The organism is Arthrobacter sp. P1_B3 (assembly GCF_056406615.1).
Map to the genome: position 1 here is coordinate 36,860 of NZ_JBFTZV010000021.1, position 15,026 is coordinate 51,885.

The following is a 15,026-nucleotide window of genomic DNA, read 5'->3' on the forward strand; positions in this document are numbered from 1 at the left end:
CTCAGAACCTCCTACCCGGTGACCCAGGGATTGGCGGCAGCTGCTGCAGCGAGGGGCACTTCTTCTTGCTCCGGCCGAGGGCTGTACTTCTTGACGGATGCCTCTACAGCGTCTTTGTGCGGGCCGGTGTACCAGGGCATGGTGCGGACCAGCGTGGCCGGCGCCCCGGATGCGAGGACCACGGCGCGGCCACGGTCGAGTTCCGCGAGGTTGGAGACATCGAAGATGCGTTCCTTGCCTTCCTGCCGGGAGCGGCTGGAGCCGGACTTGCCGGAGGAGAGAGAGACGTTGGTGTAGCTGTAGTCCCCGATCAGGTCCGAGAGTGCCCGGAGGAAGCCTTCCTCGGCGACGCCCCCGCCGTAGACTTTGATGTTCGCGGCCGACCAGATTTTCCGCATGTTCGCCTCGCCCCACAGTTCGACGCCCTGGGACCAGGACTGCAGGATGCCCATGACGATCAGGCCCTTGGAGCCGTAGTGGCTGAACTGATCCGGCAGGGACGCCCAGCGGACCACGTTGGCCAACTCGTCCAGCGCGAACAGCGCAGGCTTGGGCAGGCGGCCGCCGCTGCGTTCGGCCCGTTCCTCCATCGCCTCGGCGATCGCCACCGTCAACGCTGTGGTGAGCGGGGCAGCGGAGCCGGCCCCTTCCTTGGAGAGGATGTAGATCGTCTCCTGCGAGGCAGCGAACGTGTGAGGGTTGAACTGCCGGCGCGCGTCCGTGGCTACCGTCGCGCCGCCTGTCGGGGCGACCCAGCGCAGCGTGTTCCTGCTCTTGAGGCACTGGATCATCTTCTCGGCGGTGCCGAAGATCCCGTCGCGCTGCTTGTCGGCAAGTTTCAGCGTGGACTCCAGGCCCTTGTACTGCAGCTCGTAGTCGTGCTCTTTCAGGATTTCGATGGGCTCCTGGCTGACTTGCTCCGTCACCCACAGGTACACCTGCGTAATGGGAAGCCCGCCGAGCGCGGCCGCGAGGAAGTACGAGGAGAGGATGTCTTCGGCTTTGGGGTCGAAGTAGGCATCCGGCTTGGATCCCGGGACCCGTGAACCGACCGAAAAGTGCTGGGTGAGCTTGAACGCCTTCTCTTCGTCGGTGACGTAGGAGAGCGGGTTCCACCACCAGTCCGGTTCCTCCTGCGCGATCTTCTGCGGATCGAACACCCACACAGGGCCGGTTGCCTCGCGGACGCCACGGGTGCCGTCCACCACGTCACGCTTGTTCGAGGTGGAGACCACAGCCCCGGGTGCGTCCAGGATGGCGGGCATGACCCGGGAGGTCGACTTACCGGTACGGGGACCCCAGATATCAAGACTGAGGTCTTCCCAGGACTGAATGAACTTCTGGCCGGTGGAGACCACCTTGCCGACGACGATGCCCGGGGTGTCTGTCACGCCTAGGCGCCCGGCCGTGGCTTTCGCGCCCTTCTTGGAGAACGCGGCCAGGGATTTCCCGCGCCCCAGGTACCGGGCCGCCTTATCGACGCGGGCACGCTTGGACGCACCCTTCTTCCAGGCCACCAGCACGACGATGGCCAGGGCCAGGACCACGCCGGCCATGACGGCGGCCGCGACGGTGGACTGGACGGGCCACGGCACCCGGCCCTTGACCAGTCCGGCGATCAGATCAATCGGTTGTGCGGGCGGTGCTTTCATGCCGGCCATCCAGGACCCGAGGTGGGCGGCCGCGTAGGTCCCGCCGCCGAAGATGACGATGAAGCCGATGGCGAACCAGACCAGCAGGGCATCGCCGAGGCCCATTCCTTTACGGTTCGGTGCGCTCACAGCGTGCCTCCTTCAAGGGGTAGGTCAGGGGTCGTTGGCTCGAGGAGGGTTTCCGGGGTGTCATGCCACTTCCCTTCGGTGTCGTTGACTCCATCCGGGCCTTGCTCCAATGACGTTAGGCCCACCAGGACCGGGATCCCGGGGCGGCCGCCGACCTTGATCAGGAACTTCCCGCGTCCGGGAGGTTCGACGTCGAGGCCGCGGGAGTCCCACGCGGGCGGGTCCTGCCAGGAGATGAGCTTTTGCTGTTCCTGGCGGGAGAGCGGAATGGCCGAGGTCAGCAAGGGCATTTCGGAGGCCGGGAGGCCTCCGCAGATGACCATGCCGGAGCGTTCCACGAATCCGCGGGCCTTCATCCGGTCCTCTTCCGCCGGCAGTGCCAGCAGGTCGGACATGGTGTGGGAAATCATGATCTGCCCGACGCCCACGGAGCGGTTGAGCCGGGTCAGGGCGTCCACCCGGTCCACCATGCCTTTACCGGCGCGCAGTGCCCGCCACAGTTCATCCAGGACCACGAAGTAGTTCCGGCGCGGTTCCAGCCCGGCGTCCGCGAGGGCGTTGGCGACGTTGACGGTGCCGAAGCCGTAGGACCAGCACGCGAGCAGAATTGCTGCCTGGAGGTCGGTTTCGGTCTCGTCAATGCTGGAGACATCGAAGACCACGGCGCGGTCGCGCATCATGGGGTTCGTGGTGTGGCGGGAGAAGATTTCTCCCAGCTTCCCGCCTCCGGTCAGGCCCAACAGGGTTGCTTCCAAAGCGCGGGTTTCCTGCAGGTAGACGGTCATGTCGCCGCGGTCCAATGCGACCTGCCGCAGCTCATCGGGTGCGGAGATGATCACGTCCAGCAGGTCTTTGAGGACCGGGACACCGTCGAAGCGGTCATCGAGGACCCGCAGGGCCCGGTCCAGGATGGTTTGTTCCTGATCGGTGGGCGGGTTGTTCCGGCTGATCGTGATCAGGGAGACGACCATGGTCAGGCGGCGGCCGTGCGCGTCGGCGCGGACCCGGGCGGCGTCCTCATGGTGGCCGTTGTCTTCGAGCAGCTGCGCGGCTTCGACGGCCTGGCCGGGGTCGAGGATGTTCAGGTAGCCGACGCCGCGGCCGAGCTTGATGACCTGTCCGCCGAGAGCCTGGACCGCTTTGACGTGCTCGCCTTTCAAGTCCCCCAGGATCAGAGGGTGGACACGTTGAGCGGAGAGACCAATGAACATCCGGCGCACCACGGTGGACTTTCCCAGCCCCGGCTTGCCCAGGATGAACGCGGACGGATTGGAAATCAGGCGTGCCCGCTGGAACCAGCTGATCGGGTCACAGCAGACCGTGGCCTGGGTTTCCTCATGGCGTCCGAGCGGGACGCCGATCATGGGCGAGGACGCCCCGGAGGAAAACGGCCACAGCCCGCAGACCTGGACCGTGGTTCCCCGGTATTCCTTCACCGACGGGACGAGGGCGGCCATGCCGCCGCCGCGTCCGGTCCAGCCCCGGGCAGCCGGCCCGGGCTGGCGCGGTTCCTTCTCAGCCTTCTTCTTCGGCGCATCTTTGGCCGGTGCTCCAGCCGCTTTGGTTGGTCGGGTGAAGAGATTCATGCGGGCCATTACAGGGCATCCTTAATCTCGGACGGCACCATGCTGTGCTTGGGAAGGACCAGCCCCAGGGGCAGGGACGCCGCGAACGCGGTGTCCTGCGCGCCGTAGGCCCGGCGCAGCAGCACCCGGGCGGTCCCGGAGGTCTGTTCCACGGCGGCCACGGCATCGGCGAGGCGGTCCTTGTCGGTCACGGTGGCCGTGACGACCATGCCGAAGTTCACCAGCCCGGCGCCCTGGGCTTCTTCCTGGGCGGTCTGCGCGGCGGAGCGGGCATCGACCAGGGCCCGGGCGGAGGGCCGGGTCCCGGAGGTGATGCGGACGTTGGCGTTGTTTTGGTCCCGCTCCACCACGGCGGCGGCACGGGCCGAATCCATCGGGCGGTACAGCAGCGAGATCCGCTTCCGGTCGATGTCCCCGTGCGGGGCCAGCAGCCGGGACAGGACCGAGGAGTTCACCGACCCGCGCGGGGCACCGGTCATGGTCCAGGAGACTGAGAAGGCGCTGTCGTGCCGGTAGTCATCCCAGCTGGCCTGCGTCGCGGAGGGTCCGACTTCGCCCCAGGTCAGGGACACCGGCGAGCCGGCGGCGTGCGCTTCATCAATGATCAGGGCCGCGGGAGGATCGTAGGCGATCCGGACGACCTCGCAGAGTTCCTGCGCTGACATCGGACGGGCGATCCCGGCGCCGGTGGACTGCAGCCGGGCCGACAGACCGGGGATCCGGGACGCGAGGTCACGGGCCACATCCTCCGGTGTGCGCTTCTTCGATCCCGCCCGCAGGGAGGCGTTAAACGACAGGGACACCCAGGCCCGGACCGTGGCCGAACCTTCCGGGTACGTCTGTACGACCTCGTTGAGCACGTTCCTGGCAAAATCCGGGGCATTCGGGTCGATGTTCATCATGACCTCATTGCGGAGCCGGTAGCCGGAGTCCGGTGCGGTCTCGACCGTCACGGCGGCGGCGTCCAGGCCCGCTTCGTCCCCGAGGCCGGCGAGCCAGCCGCCCCAGTTCGCGACCCACGCATCGACCTGTTCCGGGTCCACCAGGGACGCGCCGTCGGGTTCGGTGGAGAAAATCACGGTGTAGTGGCTGGTGGCCGGCACATGCAGCAGCGCGAACGGGCGCTTGTAGGAGTCGGTGAATTCGTACAGGGTCGACTTCGCGGCCAGGCCGGGCAGCTGGTACATGCCCCAGGCCGTCACACCGAGGGGGCCGGAACGGTAGAGGTTCGTTCCGGAGGACCTGGAGAGCCGGAAGCTCATCCGGGTTCCGGAACGGTCGACAACGGACTGGCCGTGCTTGTCCTTGACCGTCAGCAACAGGGCGGCCGCCCCGGCCACGGCCAGGACAGCAAGGCCCGGGAACAGGCCCCAGATGGCGAAGCTGATGATGCCAAGCAACAACCCGGCCATGACAATGCCGGTGCCGATAGCGCCGAGGTTGCCCAACCCGGCAGAACGCGGGACGCGCCAGTTGCCGTAGGACGGTTCCTTGTATTCGGTATTAATTGCTGCCACTGGGGCCCTCCACTGTTTCTGATTGGCCGGTTGAATCCTGCGCGGTCTGTTGTGCGGCCTGAGAAACCCTGGACGCTGCTTGTACTCCTGCGGCGACGGCCATCCCAGCCGGACCTGCGGCCTTCGCCGCACCCGACGCGGCGCCTGCGCTGCCGGCGGCAGCTCCTGCCCCGGAGCCGGTGGTGCCTGCTGCGCCGGCTGTGGCGGCACTGGTGGCCCCACCCGGGCCGGTAGCCCCGGGGGTCGGCTGGCCGCCGTTTCCCTTCGGGCCAGGCGCTCCATTGCTGCCCTTCGGAGATGCCCCTGACTGGTTGCTTTGCGTGCTCGCCGGTGTCGGGGCGGCATTGCCCTTACCGCTGCCGCTGCGGCCCATGGACACAGCGCCTGTGGCCATGGCCCCAACGGCAGCTCCAGCTCCCGCTCCCCCGCCGGAGGCGACGGCACCGACCATCGGCGTCACGAAGCGCATCAGCGCCGGCAAAGCGAACAGAGCGACGAGCATCAACGTGAAGCCAGTGATGGACCCGATCAGGCCGTCCTTCCCGCTGTTGTTGCCCATGAGGAGGAATGCGACCGAGTACACGATGGCTGCCGCAGGTTTGTAGAGGATGAACGCGATAGTCCAGCCAACAGCTTTCTGGAACCACTGCCTGCCCATCTCGGTGTTGGTGAAGGCCGCGGTGGTGGGCAGGATGCCCGCCAGGATCACCAACATGCCGCTGCGGACCACCATCAAGACGACCTGGACGAGGGCGGCAATCAGACCGATCAATCCCAGAACGATGAGAATGAACACGCCCACCCCCGTCTGGCCAGACACGACCAGGAGGCTCATCGACTCAGCAAAGCCCTTACCGTCCGTGGATCGGTCGATGATGGCTGCCGAGAAAGCATCGGCAGCGATCACCAGAATGGAGATGACACCCAGACCCAAGCCACTGACAAGTGTGAGCGTGACGAGGGATCGCAGCAGGTCTTTCAGCGGTGCTCCGCGTTGTTCCCAAATCATCCGGACGCCACCGAGAATGACGGCGAGGACCGCGAGCGTCAGAGTCCAGGCCATCAATTCGCTGTTCACCATGGAGACGACGGGGCTCGGCGTCGCTCCGTCCGCACTGGCAAGGTTCACCGTGGGCATGGACACCCAGAAAGTCGACAGAGTCGTCACCATCTGGCTCATGCCCTCCATGATGGCCTTCGCCATGTTGCCCATAGCGTCATCAGCGAGCCCTGAAAACCAGTCCCCCACGGGGTTCCAGGTAGGCCTCATGCTCCGCTCCAGAGGATGAATCCGGAAAGGTCACGGACTTGCCGTGGTTCTTCCAAGGGTGCGCCGTTATCGGCAACAACGCCCTTCCAATCCCCGTCCTGCCAAAGCAGAGTCGTCCGCACCGAAGCAAGCGCTCCGTTGTCCGCCTTGAATGCCAGTTCCACAACTGCTTGGTTTGCCGTGTATGAGACATTGAAGCCCGCTATCTGGACTTTCACCGCCGAGGCCGGGGCCGCGGTCGGGGGTGTCTTCATCCCTGCGTCACGGCCAGGTCCTTTGGCTGCAAGCTGCTCTGCGATAGCCCGTTCTTTGGAGGGGTCGATGCCCAGCGCCCAAAGGTTCACCGCCGCGTAAAGCGCTCCTGTCGGAGTGTGGGCGAAGCAGGACCGGATGCCCTGATCGTCCGTCTTTCCCGGGCCTATTTTCGGGTCGGTTGGTGCGGCCATTGTTCCGACGAGTTCCCACTTCGTCTTGGGGGCCGCTCCCAGCGATGACTCCGACGAGGCGGGCAGGCCACAGATACTCTGTCCTGCGGTCGCCGAAGCGCTGGTGCTGGCTGTAGCTGAGTTGCTGGATTTCGCCGGGGCCGGTGCCGGTTGGGCGGTGTCCTGTCCTTTGGGGAGCAGGAAGATGACGACGGCTGCTGCTATCAGCGCGACCACCAGCGCGGCAGCAGTGATGAAACCGGGTTTGGTGAACGGATTGCTTTCGGTGGTGCTCTCTGTTGACTGGCTCATGGTGAACCTCCCGTTGTTGGTGCTGGCTTAGACGAAGGCGCGGACGATGCCGGCGGAGCCGGTGATGATGATGCAGCCCATCAGGACCCAGCCGAGCTTGCCGATGGCTTGGGCTCCTTCGCCGCGTTGGAGCTGGATGACCATGCCGATGCCGACGATGATGACGCCCAGGACGCCGAGGACCAGGCCGATGCCGGAGGCCCAGTTCAGGATCGTGAGCAGGCCACCTGCCTGTGCCGGGACGGTGGGTGTCGGGTTGGGGATGACGCTTGCGGCAAGAGCGGAGAAGGAGTTCATGGTGAGACCTTTCAGTGGGTGGTGCTTGGTGTGGGGTCGGTTGCCAGGGCGGCTAAGTCAGTGATGAAGCGTTGGTATTCGCGGGCCGGCGGTGGGGTGGTGGAGTCCCCGTGCCGCCAGGTCTCGACCCAGGGCAGGGTCCAGAGCCGTGGGGCTCCCCCGCCGACGATGGCGGCGAAGTCCCGCAAGGGTTTGGGAGTCTTGCCCGGTGCGTCCGCCAGGACGGCGAGGCCGAGCAGATCAAGCTCGGGTGCCGCGCCTGATGCCCACTGGGTGAGAGCGCTCTGTGCGGCTGTCAGGCCGCGCATGTCTGCGCGGCAGACCAGCAGCACCGGCGGCGTGCTGCCGTCCTGGAGGAAGGGCCAGCAGTGATCGGTGACCCGCGCACCGCCGATCAGATCAGCGATTCGGCTTTCCCCGGATCCACCGTGGGCGCCGGTGACCCACAGTGCTGCAGAGCCGGAGACCGTGCGGCGGGCCAGACGGTCTGCGGCGTCCGGTTCAACCATTCCCCTCAGCGGCGCACTGATCACTGCCGCGGGCGGCACATACGCATCCGGGGCTGCCGTGTCCGCGCCGTCGGCGGGGGCCGGGCGGGTGATCCAGGGGTTCAGGGACTGTTGCACGATTGCCTCCTTTCAAAGTCAGTTGGTGGGTGGTTTAGAAGCCGGCGGCGACGGCGGCCGCGGCCGCGAGCCATGCCCGCTGGGTGGCTGGCTGGAGGGCTTCATAGCGGATGGGGCCGTTGACCAGGGCCGGGTCGTATGGAATCCGGACGACGGCGCGGACGTAAGGGGCGAAGCCGTCAGCGATCCGCTGGGCCTCGTCCTTGGCCCGCTTCAGGGCCTCACCGCTCATGCTGCGCTTGGCGTCGGTGGACTCGGAGACGATGACAACGGCGTTGCGGGCCAGCTCCGCGTCATGCCCGCCGCGGGATTCCAGCGTCTGCAGGGTCAGCCGTGCGGCTTCGGCGCGGTCCTCAATGGCTGTCACCGGGACGATGAGCTGGTTGGTGTGATCGATCATCCGCCGCCAGTTCGCGGCCCGGGCAGTGTTGCCCGAGTCCATGACCACGAGCCGGTAATAGCGGGTGAGCACCTGGTGGGCGATATCGACTTCCTCAGCGGTCACTTCGTGATCGCCTTCCTCGTTTTCATCCGAGCGCAGGACATCGAACTTGTCGGCCGTTTGGTGATGGACGAACTTGGCGATTTCGGCCGCGTTGGTTGACGGGGAGAGCAATTCGGTGGAGGCATCGATCAGGTCCAGAACGCTCCGGTCGTGGGAGCCCTTTTCCGTCCGCCATCCGAGGGTGCCTTGGGACTCGTTGTTATCCCACGCGACCGTGGCCGCGCCGCTGTAGCGGGCAAGGATAGCCGAGAGCATCACCACGGTCGGTGTCTTGTTCGCCCCGCCCTTGCGGTTCACCACCGCAATCGTGCGCGGGCCGGGCCAGTGCTGGCTGACCGTGCGAATGTCCTCCCGCTCCGAGAGTTCTTCCTCCGAGGGGTCCATCCGCAATCCCAGGCGCGTGAGCGTTCCCCGCCAGCCCTGTATAGCCGGTTCCAGCACCGGCGCGCTGACCAGGAACGAGGTTTCCTTCAAGCTGCGCTGTGTCGGCACTGTTTCCTCAGCAACGACAGCTGTCTGCGGTTCCGGGTTGGCCGGCACCGGAACGGTATCGGTTGCAACGGGGGCGGGTGGCCACGGCTGGGCGTCCACCGGTGCTGCAGGAGCAGGAACTGGCGCGGACTCTGCTGGAGTGACCACGGGCTCGGGTGCGGAGACGGTCTCAATGATCGCCGGGACGACTGTCTTCGGCGTGGTTTCGGGGGCTTCTGCCCGACGGCGGGGCTGCCGGGGGTCATAGGAAACGGATTCGATCTTGTTATCCGGGTGGACGATGAGCTCACCGTGGCCTTCGGGGTCCTCGATCTGGACCCGCACGGGGCGCTGGAGGGTCTGTGCCTCGCCCACGATGAGCGCCAGAGCGTTGTTGCGCAGTTCCTGCACGGTATCCCCGGCAGGAACGACGCGGGAGTTGCCCGCGACGACGACCTCGGCGGTGCCGTTGTCGCGGACGATGGCCCGGATGTTGGGAAAGGCCATGACTTCGGTTGGTGTAGTACCCATGAGCTTCTTCCTTACGTGTGTGAGATGGAGCGGTGCGGTTTTAGGACGAGGGCGGGGTGAGCCGGTTGACCTTCCACGGGGCGTCCTTGCCTGTGCGGAGCAGCTGCACCGTGTAGGTCCCTGCATTGGTGGGGACCGCCGCCACGACGCCGAAGCCGTTGTCTTCATCGACGCTCAGCGTGGCGGGGCCAGTGACGCGGCTGACCGGGATGTTGGACGGGTCCACTGCCGAGTAATCGGCGGTCGCCTGCGGAGTCAGCCACCGGGCCAGGTGATTGGCCCACTGCTTTTCCTCCACCGTGGGACGGGCGAAGTCCGCCATTGCCTTCCCGGCGACTTCCACCGCTTTGTCCTTGCTGGCCTGATCCCAGGTGATGCCGAGGGTGGCCGGGACCGTTCCCCCTGGCGCCTGGGGTCCGCTGTTGGCGCTCAGTGAGACCGGAGCGGAAGCCGTGGGCTGGCTGGTTGATGCCGCCGGTGTCGGCGTCGTGTTCGCCGCCGGTGCGCAGGAAACACAGAGCAGCGCCACGGCGAGCAGAGTCAAGGGCTTCTTCACTTCTTCTCCTCCTGAGTGGGCAGGTACAGGAAAGCGGAGGGGACGGTGTTTGCCACTGTCCGGGTGTAGTAGCTGTGGTCCGCCGGGGCAGGGTTGCCGTTGTAGCCCTCTTCGACGTAGGTGCCGTTGGCCTTGACTTCCTTGACCACGGCGACGTGGCCGAAGTTAGGGTCCGCTCCCCCGGCACCGGGCGCGTACCAAACAACGGCGCCGACCCGGGGGGTGTTGCCGGTTGGCCAGCCTTTGGCGTCCCAGCCGGCTCTCCAGGTCAGGGCCGAGCCGAGGCCCTGCCCGTCCGGGCGGAAGGTGCCGTTGAGGAACTTGAACGGTGCGCTGGTTGAGCCCATCTGCTGGTTCACCCGCCACAGGGCGAAGTCCACGCACTCGCGGTAGTACATGCCCAGCGGCGAAGTGCTGGCTGTAGTCGCTCCGACCTGCAACCAGGTCGGGGAGTTCTTCCATGGGTAGTCATCCTCCGCACCGGATTGTCCCGGCATGGCGCAGTCGCTGCCTTCCAGGGAAAACTTCGAGTTCGAGAGCGCCTGGACGAGTTTGACGGCTTCGGGCCAGTACTTCTGGTAGTGGTACGGGTCGGCGTTGCGCTGGACCTTGTTACCGGCAATGGTCGGTTCCAACAGCTCCCAGCCGGCCACGCCCTGCAGGGCCTTGATGAAGTTCGTTGCGCTGATGGACGGGTTCATGCGGTCTGCGTAGGAGCCCCACGTGCCGTTGTCGCGCTGCTGGAACAACCCCCGCGAGTCCGGACCGGCACCGTCGCCGGCATCCAGCACACGCAACCCCGACTCCCCCAGGGCCACCATCACGCTGACCATCTGACCGTTTACGGACAAGTTCAGCGACTTTCCGGCGCCCATGATGGCTGCGGCGTTCTTGAGCTGCTCCTGGGTGTAGCCCTCAACCTTGGTGCTGCCGTCGATGACGACGGAAACGACCGGACCGCAGTCGGCCGCAGCAGGTATCGGCCCGAAGAGCAGAACGATCGACAGAACCAAACCCAGGAAGAGCGTCGGCACAATAATCGCAGTGCCGATCAGCAGTCTCGTCGGCTTCATGCGGGCCACAGAGTCAGGCCGCTGCAAACTCTATTGCTTAGTAATAGAGTGCGTCGGCAAAGGAGGCATTGGTTCGTCATTGCGTCAGGCAAGATGGATCCATGCCAAGCTTGATTCGACCAAAAATGCCGCCCGAAGTTGAGATGGCAATCAGTCTTATGGGCAACCGTGCCCGGGTAGATATCCTGCGCCGCCTGTCGATGCTCGGCCCGTCGACCATCGGGCGTCTGCACGCTTCGTTGGATATCAGCCGACCAAGCCTGAACCGACACCTCGATTTTCTGGCCAAGGCGGGTCTGGTGCGGACCGACCCACCGGCAGGTATGCGCCACGGCAAGGATGTCGTCTATATGGTTCAATCCGCTCGGGTTCGCGAGCTGACCCAGGAGTACACCAGCTACGTCGAAGGCATGTGATCGCGACTGTCCCGGGGCGGGCCGGCGGTACGCCGGTGCTCGTTGGGGGGTAGTACAACTTATCGCGGTGGGCACACGTCCACGATAGCAGGATTGAAACATGTTTCAACCATGATTCAGTCGCGTTCGGGGTCGTTGCTTTCGTAGGTGTCCACATCGTCCAGGAGTGCGTTGATCGCCTCGAGGGTCTTAATGTCGATGTCGCCGAGAGTTCGGGCCGCGATGTTCTTCAACTTGTTCCGGCGCATCTTTTTCAGGAGTTGCAGCTCCCGCTCAATCCGTTCCGGGAGTTCACCGGATTCATCGGTCAGGTATGCCGGTTCCACTTTGAAGAATTTGGCCATCGCAACCAGGGCTTCTTTGGGGACAGCATCGGGTGACTCACCGGAGCGAATTCGCCACCAGCGCGTTCGAGATAGCTCGTACCCGTTTTCGCGCACGCCTGCCTGGATGTCGGCGAACTCATAGGGTTCTCCGCCTTCGGCCACCACGACGTCCAGGAGGAGGTTCACCTTGCGAGCAAGGGTCTCCGCCCGCTCTAGCCGATCGCGGGGACTGTCACCGCCAACCATAAATTCAACCCCATCCAATTTCATTCGCTGTTTGCCGCAGCTTGTTCTCCGGCCGGGCCCGGCGGGAACCAATATTCGTACCAGCGGCGGACAGCTAGATTCCACCATACCGGGTCGGAATTCCATTCTTGAGTGTGTCCGGAACAGTCGAACTCCACGAGTTCTATCCGGTCTTTGTGTGTTTGCGCGAAGCGAGCGGAAGTTTCAAAAGGAACAGACCAGTCATTCCTGTTGTGGAGGATCAGGACCGGGATGCTCAGGGCGCCCTGGAATCTGGCCCGGTCAGCACCGCGCACCTCCAACGGCCCCTCGAGGCCGGCCAGTCTGCTGAATGCGCTGAGCGCCAGGAGCCGGGCTATGAGTGAGCCAACGACTTGTGGACAGCGTTGATGGCGGGCGTTGGCACGCAGCACATCCTCCCAGACCAATACCGGCGAAACCACAATGAGGCCCTTGATCATCTCTGCCAACGACGACCGCTGCACGGTATTTAGAGCCATCGTTGCCCCGAGTGACCAGCCGAACACTACACATTCAGTTCCGCCGCGCTCCGCAACAAACCGAAGAGCCGCTTCTACATCGCGCCATTCCGATTCGCCCAAATGAGATCTAGCGTCCCCCGAGCGAGGGCCCTCGCCGTCATTCCGATATGAGATGACCAATGAGCTGAGTCCCATGCTCGATGCGCTCTCAACCCCACGCAGTGTCTGTGCCCTGGCACTTCCTTGCCCATGGACGTGGATGGCCCAGCGGTCAGTTCCCCGGTCGATTAACCACGCAGGGGCTGGGCCGAGAGCTGTCTCGACAAAAGTCTCGACCACGTCAGCTGCAACGGACGATGGATCGACCGAGACAATGCCACTCCACCGTCCCCTGGACTCCAGGGACAGGCCCGCAGGCCGATGAAGGAGGCGCCGTGTGACTTTTCCTTCACGGGTGGATATGACCGGACCGATGACGGCCGGAGGGCCGCCTGCCGAGAGCTGCAGACCGAACTGCCCCGGCGCCAGCGTGTGTCTCGTGGCTGGGAGCTCGATCTCGTTATCGGAAATTGCCAGAGGGACGATGCCATAGCGGCGCCTGTACGTCGCTGAAGTCGCCTGACGGGCCGCCCACGTCGCACCTGCAATGGCGCCCGCAGCACCAAGTAGCCCGGCGCAGGCAACAGCCTTCAGCGGGGACGCCACGACAGCCGCTCGAGGTGGTCGGAGGCGCTGGCCAGTTTTCCGAGGCCTTCGGCGCCAATTCTGTCTCTTACTTCGGGATCCCGGGCCAAGGAGTCCTGGATTTCCACAATCATGCGGTGCAGCTCGCTGCGCCGGCGGTCCGGGCGTTTCGGAACCACACCAAGGTCCAGCGTAAGCCCGGCATTCCCCGCTACTGCCTGCCCCCAGATAGGTTCTAGCCCCGCAAGCACCGAGCTGGTTCGCGCCGTTTCGTGGATGGCAGTGATTTTGCGGCTGGCAGGAGGCAAAGCCATACCGGTGCAAAGAAAGAGGAACGTAGCCGAATTCAACACCGAATATATTCCGGACAAGGCGGAGAGTGTCTCAACCATACCGAGCACGTGAAGTGCATCGAGTACGAGCACATCAACGACGAACAAAACGGCGGACAGGCACCCCACGCCAACGAGCGCGAACGCTACGGTGTAGATTCCGGTGGTCCAAGCCTTCCGAAAGCGCGCGCAGGTCCAGCCTGCGGCGGCCATAACCGCGCCTATGTAGAGATACTGCCCGGCCGAATACAGACCCGCCGGCCACTGCCCTCCGTAGTCCCGCATGAACGACGTCGACGTAACAGGAGCATCGATCAGAATGAACAGGATGGTTGCCGATATCGCCGTACCCACAAGTCCTGCTTTGGCCGACGCGTCGTACGAGGATTTCCTGCCGTAGGATGCCGGCTGTGCAGCCCGATGAATGGCCCGGGCGAGAAAATAGACACCCGCCAGCAGGAGAAGGTTTGCTCCCAGGTCCGCATAGTTCCTCCCGCCGACCCACCCGTCTGCGAGCACGTAAACAGGGCTTATATTGAGGACCATGGACACGGAAATCAGCACCGATGCCCATAGGATGCTGGTGTCCTTACCCTGGCCGCGTGATGCGATGACGATGAGCGTCAGGCTGACCATCAGCCCCGCTGCGATGATCTCCATCAGCCGAAGACGTCCTCGAAGGCGCCCGGTTCACCAGGCCCCGCCCTCAACGCCTCGGCCATGAGATCGGCAAGGTACTCGGCCGTGGCCTCTTCCAAGCTCCGGAACTCGGTCCGCATGAGGGCCCTGCGCACAACCTCCGGAGACAGGCCGCGAAAACCGCTCTTCAAGACGGTACCCGCACCGGGCGTTGTGTCGTGGCCAAGGACCATGTGAGCAAGTTCGTGAAGAATGAACTGCTGACGCTGCAGCTCCCAGGGCGTCGGGGGATGAAACACCCACTCGATCTTCGCCCCCGGCAGCCACAGACCACAGATCGATGTGCCGACCAACTTTTCGGTGGCACGAATCCGGATCTGCTTGCCGCGGATTCCTTCGATGACGCTCAAAAGCTGAGTCAGAGTCAGGGCACCTGGCAGTTCCAGTGCTGCGAATGCAGCAGATGCATCGCGGAAAGCCTGTTCAGAGGTAGTTACAGACAGGGAACGCAGAGATTGCGTCACAACAACAGGACCCTTCAATAGCTTCAACAGGGATAGGGTAGGTTGAAACATGTTTCAACCATGTTTTAGTCTGGGTTCAGCATATCCCGGGCAGAACGGGCCCAACCATATCAAGTGGTCCCTAGAAGCGCCTGCTTCGCCAGGAGAAGAAAGGACCCGCATGATCAACACCACGACATCGCCGCCACCCACAATGTGTCCGAATAACCCTTCGCTTTCAATGTCCCAACTCGGCGGGCTGCAGAAAGGGGTGACCCATGTCGGCAGATCGAGCCGTCACCCGACTATGAAGCTAGGGTTTCAGCGCAGGTCTGCGAAGCCAAATAAGAGTGTGGGGCGACACGCGGAGCCGTTTTCTGTAAACAAATCCCCGGATGCCGCTGCAAGCAGTGCTAATTTCGACTCAGCCGATAGCCGTAGACAGAAA

The 15,026-nt window shown here is 64.4% G+C and carries 15 protein-coding genes; 1 reads left to right on the forward strand and 14 read right to left on the reverse strand.

Going from position 1 to position 15,026, the window contains the following annotated elements:
* Positions 1 to 11: 11 nt before the first annotated feature.
* The 10 genes from AC1D2F_RS18620 to AC1D2F_RS18665 are packed head-to-tail and all read right to left on the reverse strand — an operon-like array spanning position 12 to position 10,950.
* Positions 12 to 1,781, reverse strand: coding sequence for a type IV secretory system conjugative DNA transfer family protein (locus AC1D2F_RS18620; RefSeq protein ID WP_476967389.1), 1,770 nt, complete (start codon positions 1,779 to 1,781; stop codon positions 12 to 14).
* Complete coding sequence (locus tag AC1D2F_RS18625) at positions 1,778 to 3,376, reverse strand: ATP/GTP-binding protein (protein WP_476967390.1); 1,599 nt, start codon at positions 3,374 to 3,376, stop codon at positions 1,778 to 1,780. The genes AC1D2F_RS18620 and AC1D2F_RS18625 overlap by 4 nt, the downstream gene beginning before the upstream one ends.
* Positions 3,376 to 4,884 (reverse strand): SCO6880 family protein, encoded by a 1,509-nt coding sequence (locus tag AC1D2F_RS18630; RefSeq protein WP_476967391.1) that lies wholly within the window; start codon positions 4,882 to 4,884, stop codon positions 3,376 to 3,378. Before AC1D2F_RS18630 ends, AC1D2F_RS18625 begins: the two co-directional genes overlap by 1 nt.
* On the reverse strand, positions 4,871 to 6,154 hold the full coding sequence (locus AC1D2F_RS18635; protein ID WP_476967392.1) for a TrbL/VirB6 family protein: 1,284 nt from the start codon (positions 6,152 to 6,154) through the stop codon (positions 4,871 to 4,873). The genes AC1D2F_RS18630 and AC1D2F_RS18635 overlap by 14 nt, the downstream gene beginning before the upstream one ends.
* Positions 6,151 to 6,891 (reverse strand): DUF8175 domain-containg protein, encoded by a 741-nt coding sequence (locus AC1D2F_RS18640; RefSeq protein ID WP_476967393.1) that lies wholly within the window; start codon positions 6,889 to 6,891, stop codon positions 6,151 to 6,153. The genes AC1D2F_RS18635 and AC1D2F_RS18640 overlap by 4 nt, the downstream gene beginning before the upstream one ends.
* Positions 6,892 to 6,918: 27 nt before the next feature.
* Positions 6,919 to 7,188: a hypothetical protein gene (locus AC1D2F_RS18645; RefSeq protein ID WP_476967394.1), complete on the reverse strand. Its 270-nt coding sequence runs from the start codon at positions 7,186 to 7,188 to the stop codon at positions 6,919 to 6,921.
* Positions 7,189 to 7,199: 11 nt separating this feature from the next.
* Entirely contained in the window at positions 7,200 to 7,814 is a 615-nt protein-coding gene (locus tag AC1D2F_RS18650; RefSeq protein ID WP_476967395.1) for a DUF6668 family protein, read from the reverse strand.
* Positions 7,815 to 7,848: 34 nt separating this feature from the next.
* Positions 7,849 to 9,321, reverse strand: coding sequence for a MinD/ParA family ATP-binding protein (locus AC1D2F_RS18655; protein ID WP_476967396.1), 1,473 nt, complete (start codon positions 9,319 to 9,321; stop codon positions 7,849 to 7,851).
* A gap of 40 nt (positions 9,322 to 9,361) precedes the next feature.
* Positions 9,362 to 9,877: a hypothetical protein gene (locus AC1D2F_RS18660; protein WP_476967397.1), complete on the reverse strand. Its 516-nt coding sequence runs from the start codon at positions 9,875 to 9,877 to the stop codon at positions 9,362 to 9,364.
* Complete coding sequence (locus AC1D2F_RS18665) at positions 9,874 to 10,950, reverse strand: CHAP domain-containing protein (protein ID WP_476967398.1); 1,077 nt, start codon at positions 10,948 to 10,950, stop codon at positions 9,874 to 9,876. The genes AC1D2F_RS18660 and AC1D2F_RS18665 overlap by 4 nt, the downstream gene beginning before the upstream one ends.
* A 101-nt stretch (positions 10,951 to 11,051) precedes the next feature.
* Here AC1D2F_RS18665 and AC1D2F_RS18670 point away from each other — a divergent pair, with 101 nt between their 5' ends.
* Positions 11,052 to 11,366 (forward strand): ArsR/SmtB family transcription factor, encoded by a 315-nt coding sequence (locus AC1D2F_RS18670; RefSeq protein WP_476967399.1) that lies wholly within the window; start codon positions 11,052 to 11,054, stop codon positions 11,364 to 11,366.
* Positions 11,367 to 11,482: 116 nt separating this feature from the next.
* Here the strand turns inward: AC1D2F_RS18670 and AC1D2F_RS18675 are convergent, their stop codons facing one another.
* The 4 genes from AC1D2F_RS18675 to AC1D2F_RS18690 form a co-directional block, all read right to left on the reverse strand.
* Entirely contained in the window at positions 11,483 to 11,878 is a 396-nt protein-coding gene (locus AC1D2F_RS18675; RefSeq protein ID WP_476884078.1) for a hypothetical protein, read from the reverse strand.
* Between the two features lie 80 nt (positions 11,879 to 11,958).
* Entirely contained in the window at positions 11,959 to 12,540 is a 582-nt protein-coding gene (locus AC1D2F_RS18680; RefSeq protein ID WP_476967400.1) for an alpha/beta hydrolase family protein, read from the reverse strand.
* Positions 12,541 to 13,109: 569 nt separating this feature from the next.
* Positions 13,110 to 14,096 (reverse strand): hypothetical protein, encoded by a 987-nt coding sequence (locus AC1D2F_RS18685; RefSeq protein ID WP_476967401.1) that lies wholly within the window; start codon positions 14,094 to 14,096, stop codon positions 13,110 to 13,112.
* The gene (locus AC1D2F_RS18690; protein ID WP_476967402.1) at positions 14,096 to 14,650 is read right to left on the reverse strand and encodes a hypothetical protein; all 555 of its coding nucleotides are present in this window, start codon (positions 14,648 to 14,650) and stop codon (positions 14,096 to 14,098) included. Before AC1D2F_RS18690 ends, AC1D2F_RS18685 begins: the two co-directional genes overlap by 1 nt.
* Positions 14,651 to 15,026 lie beyond the last annotated feature (376 nt).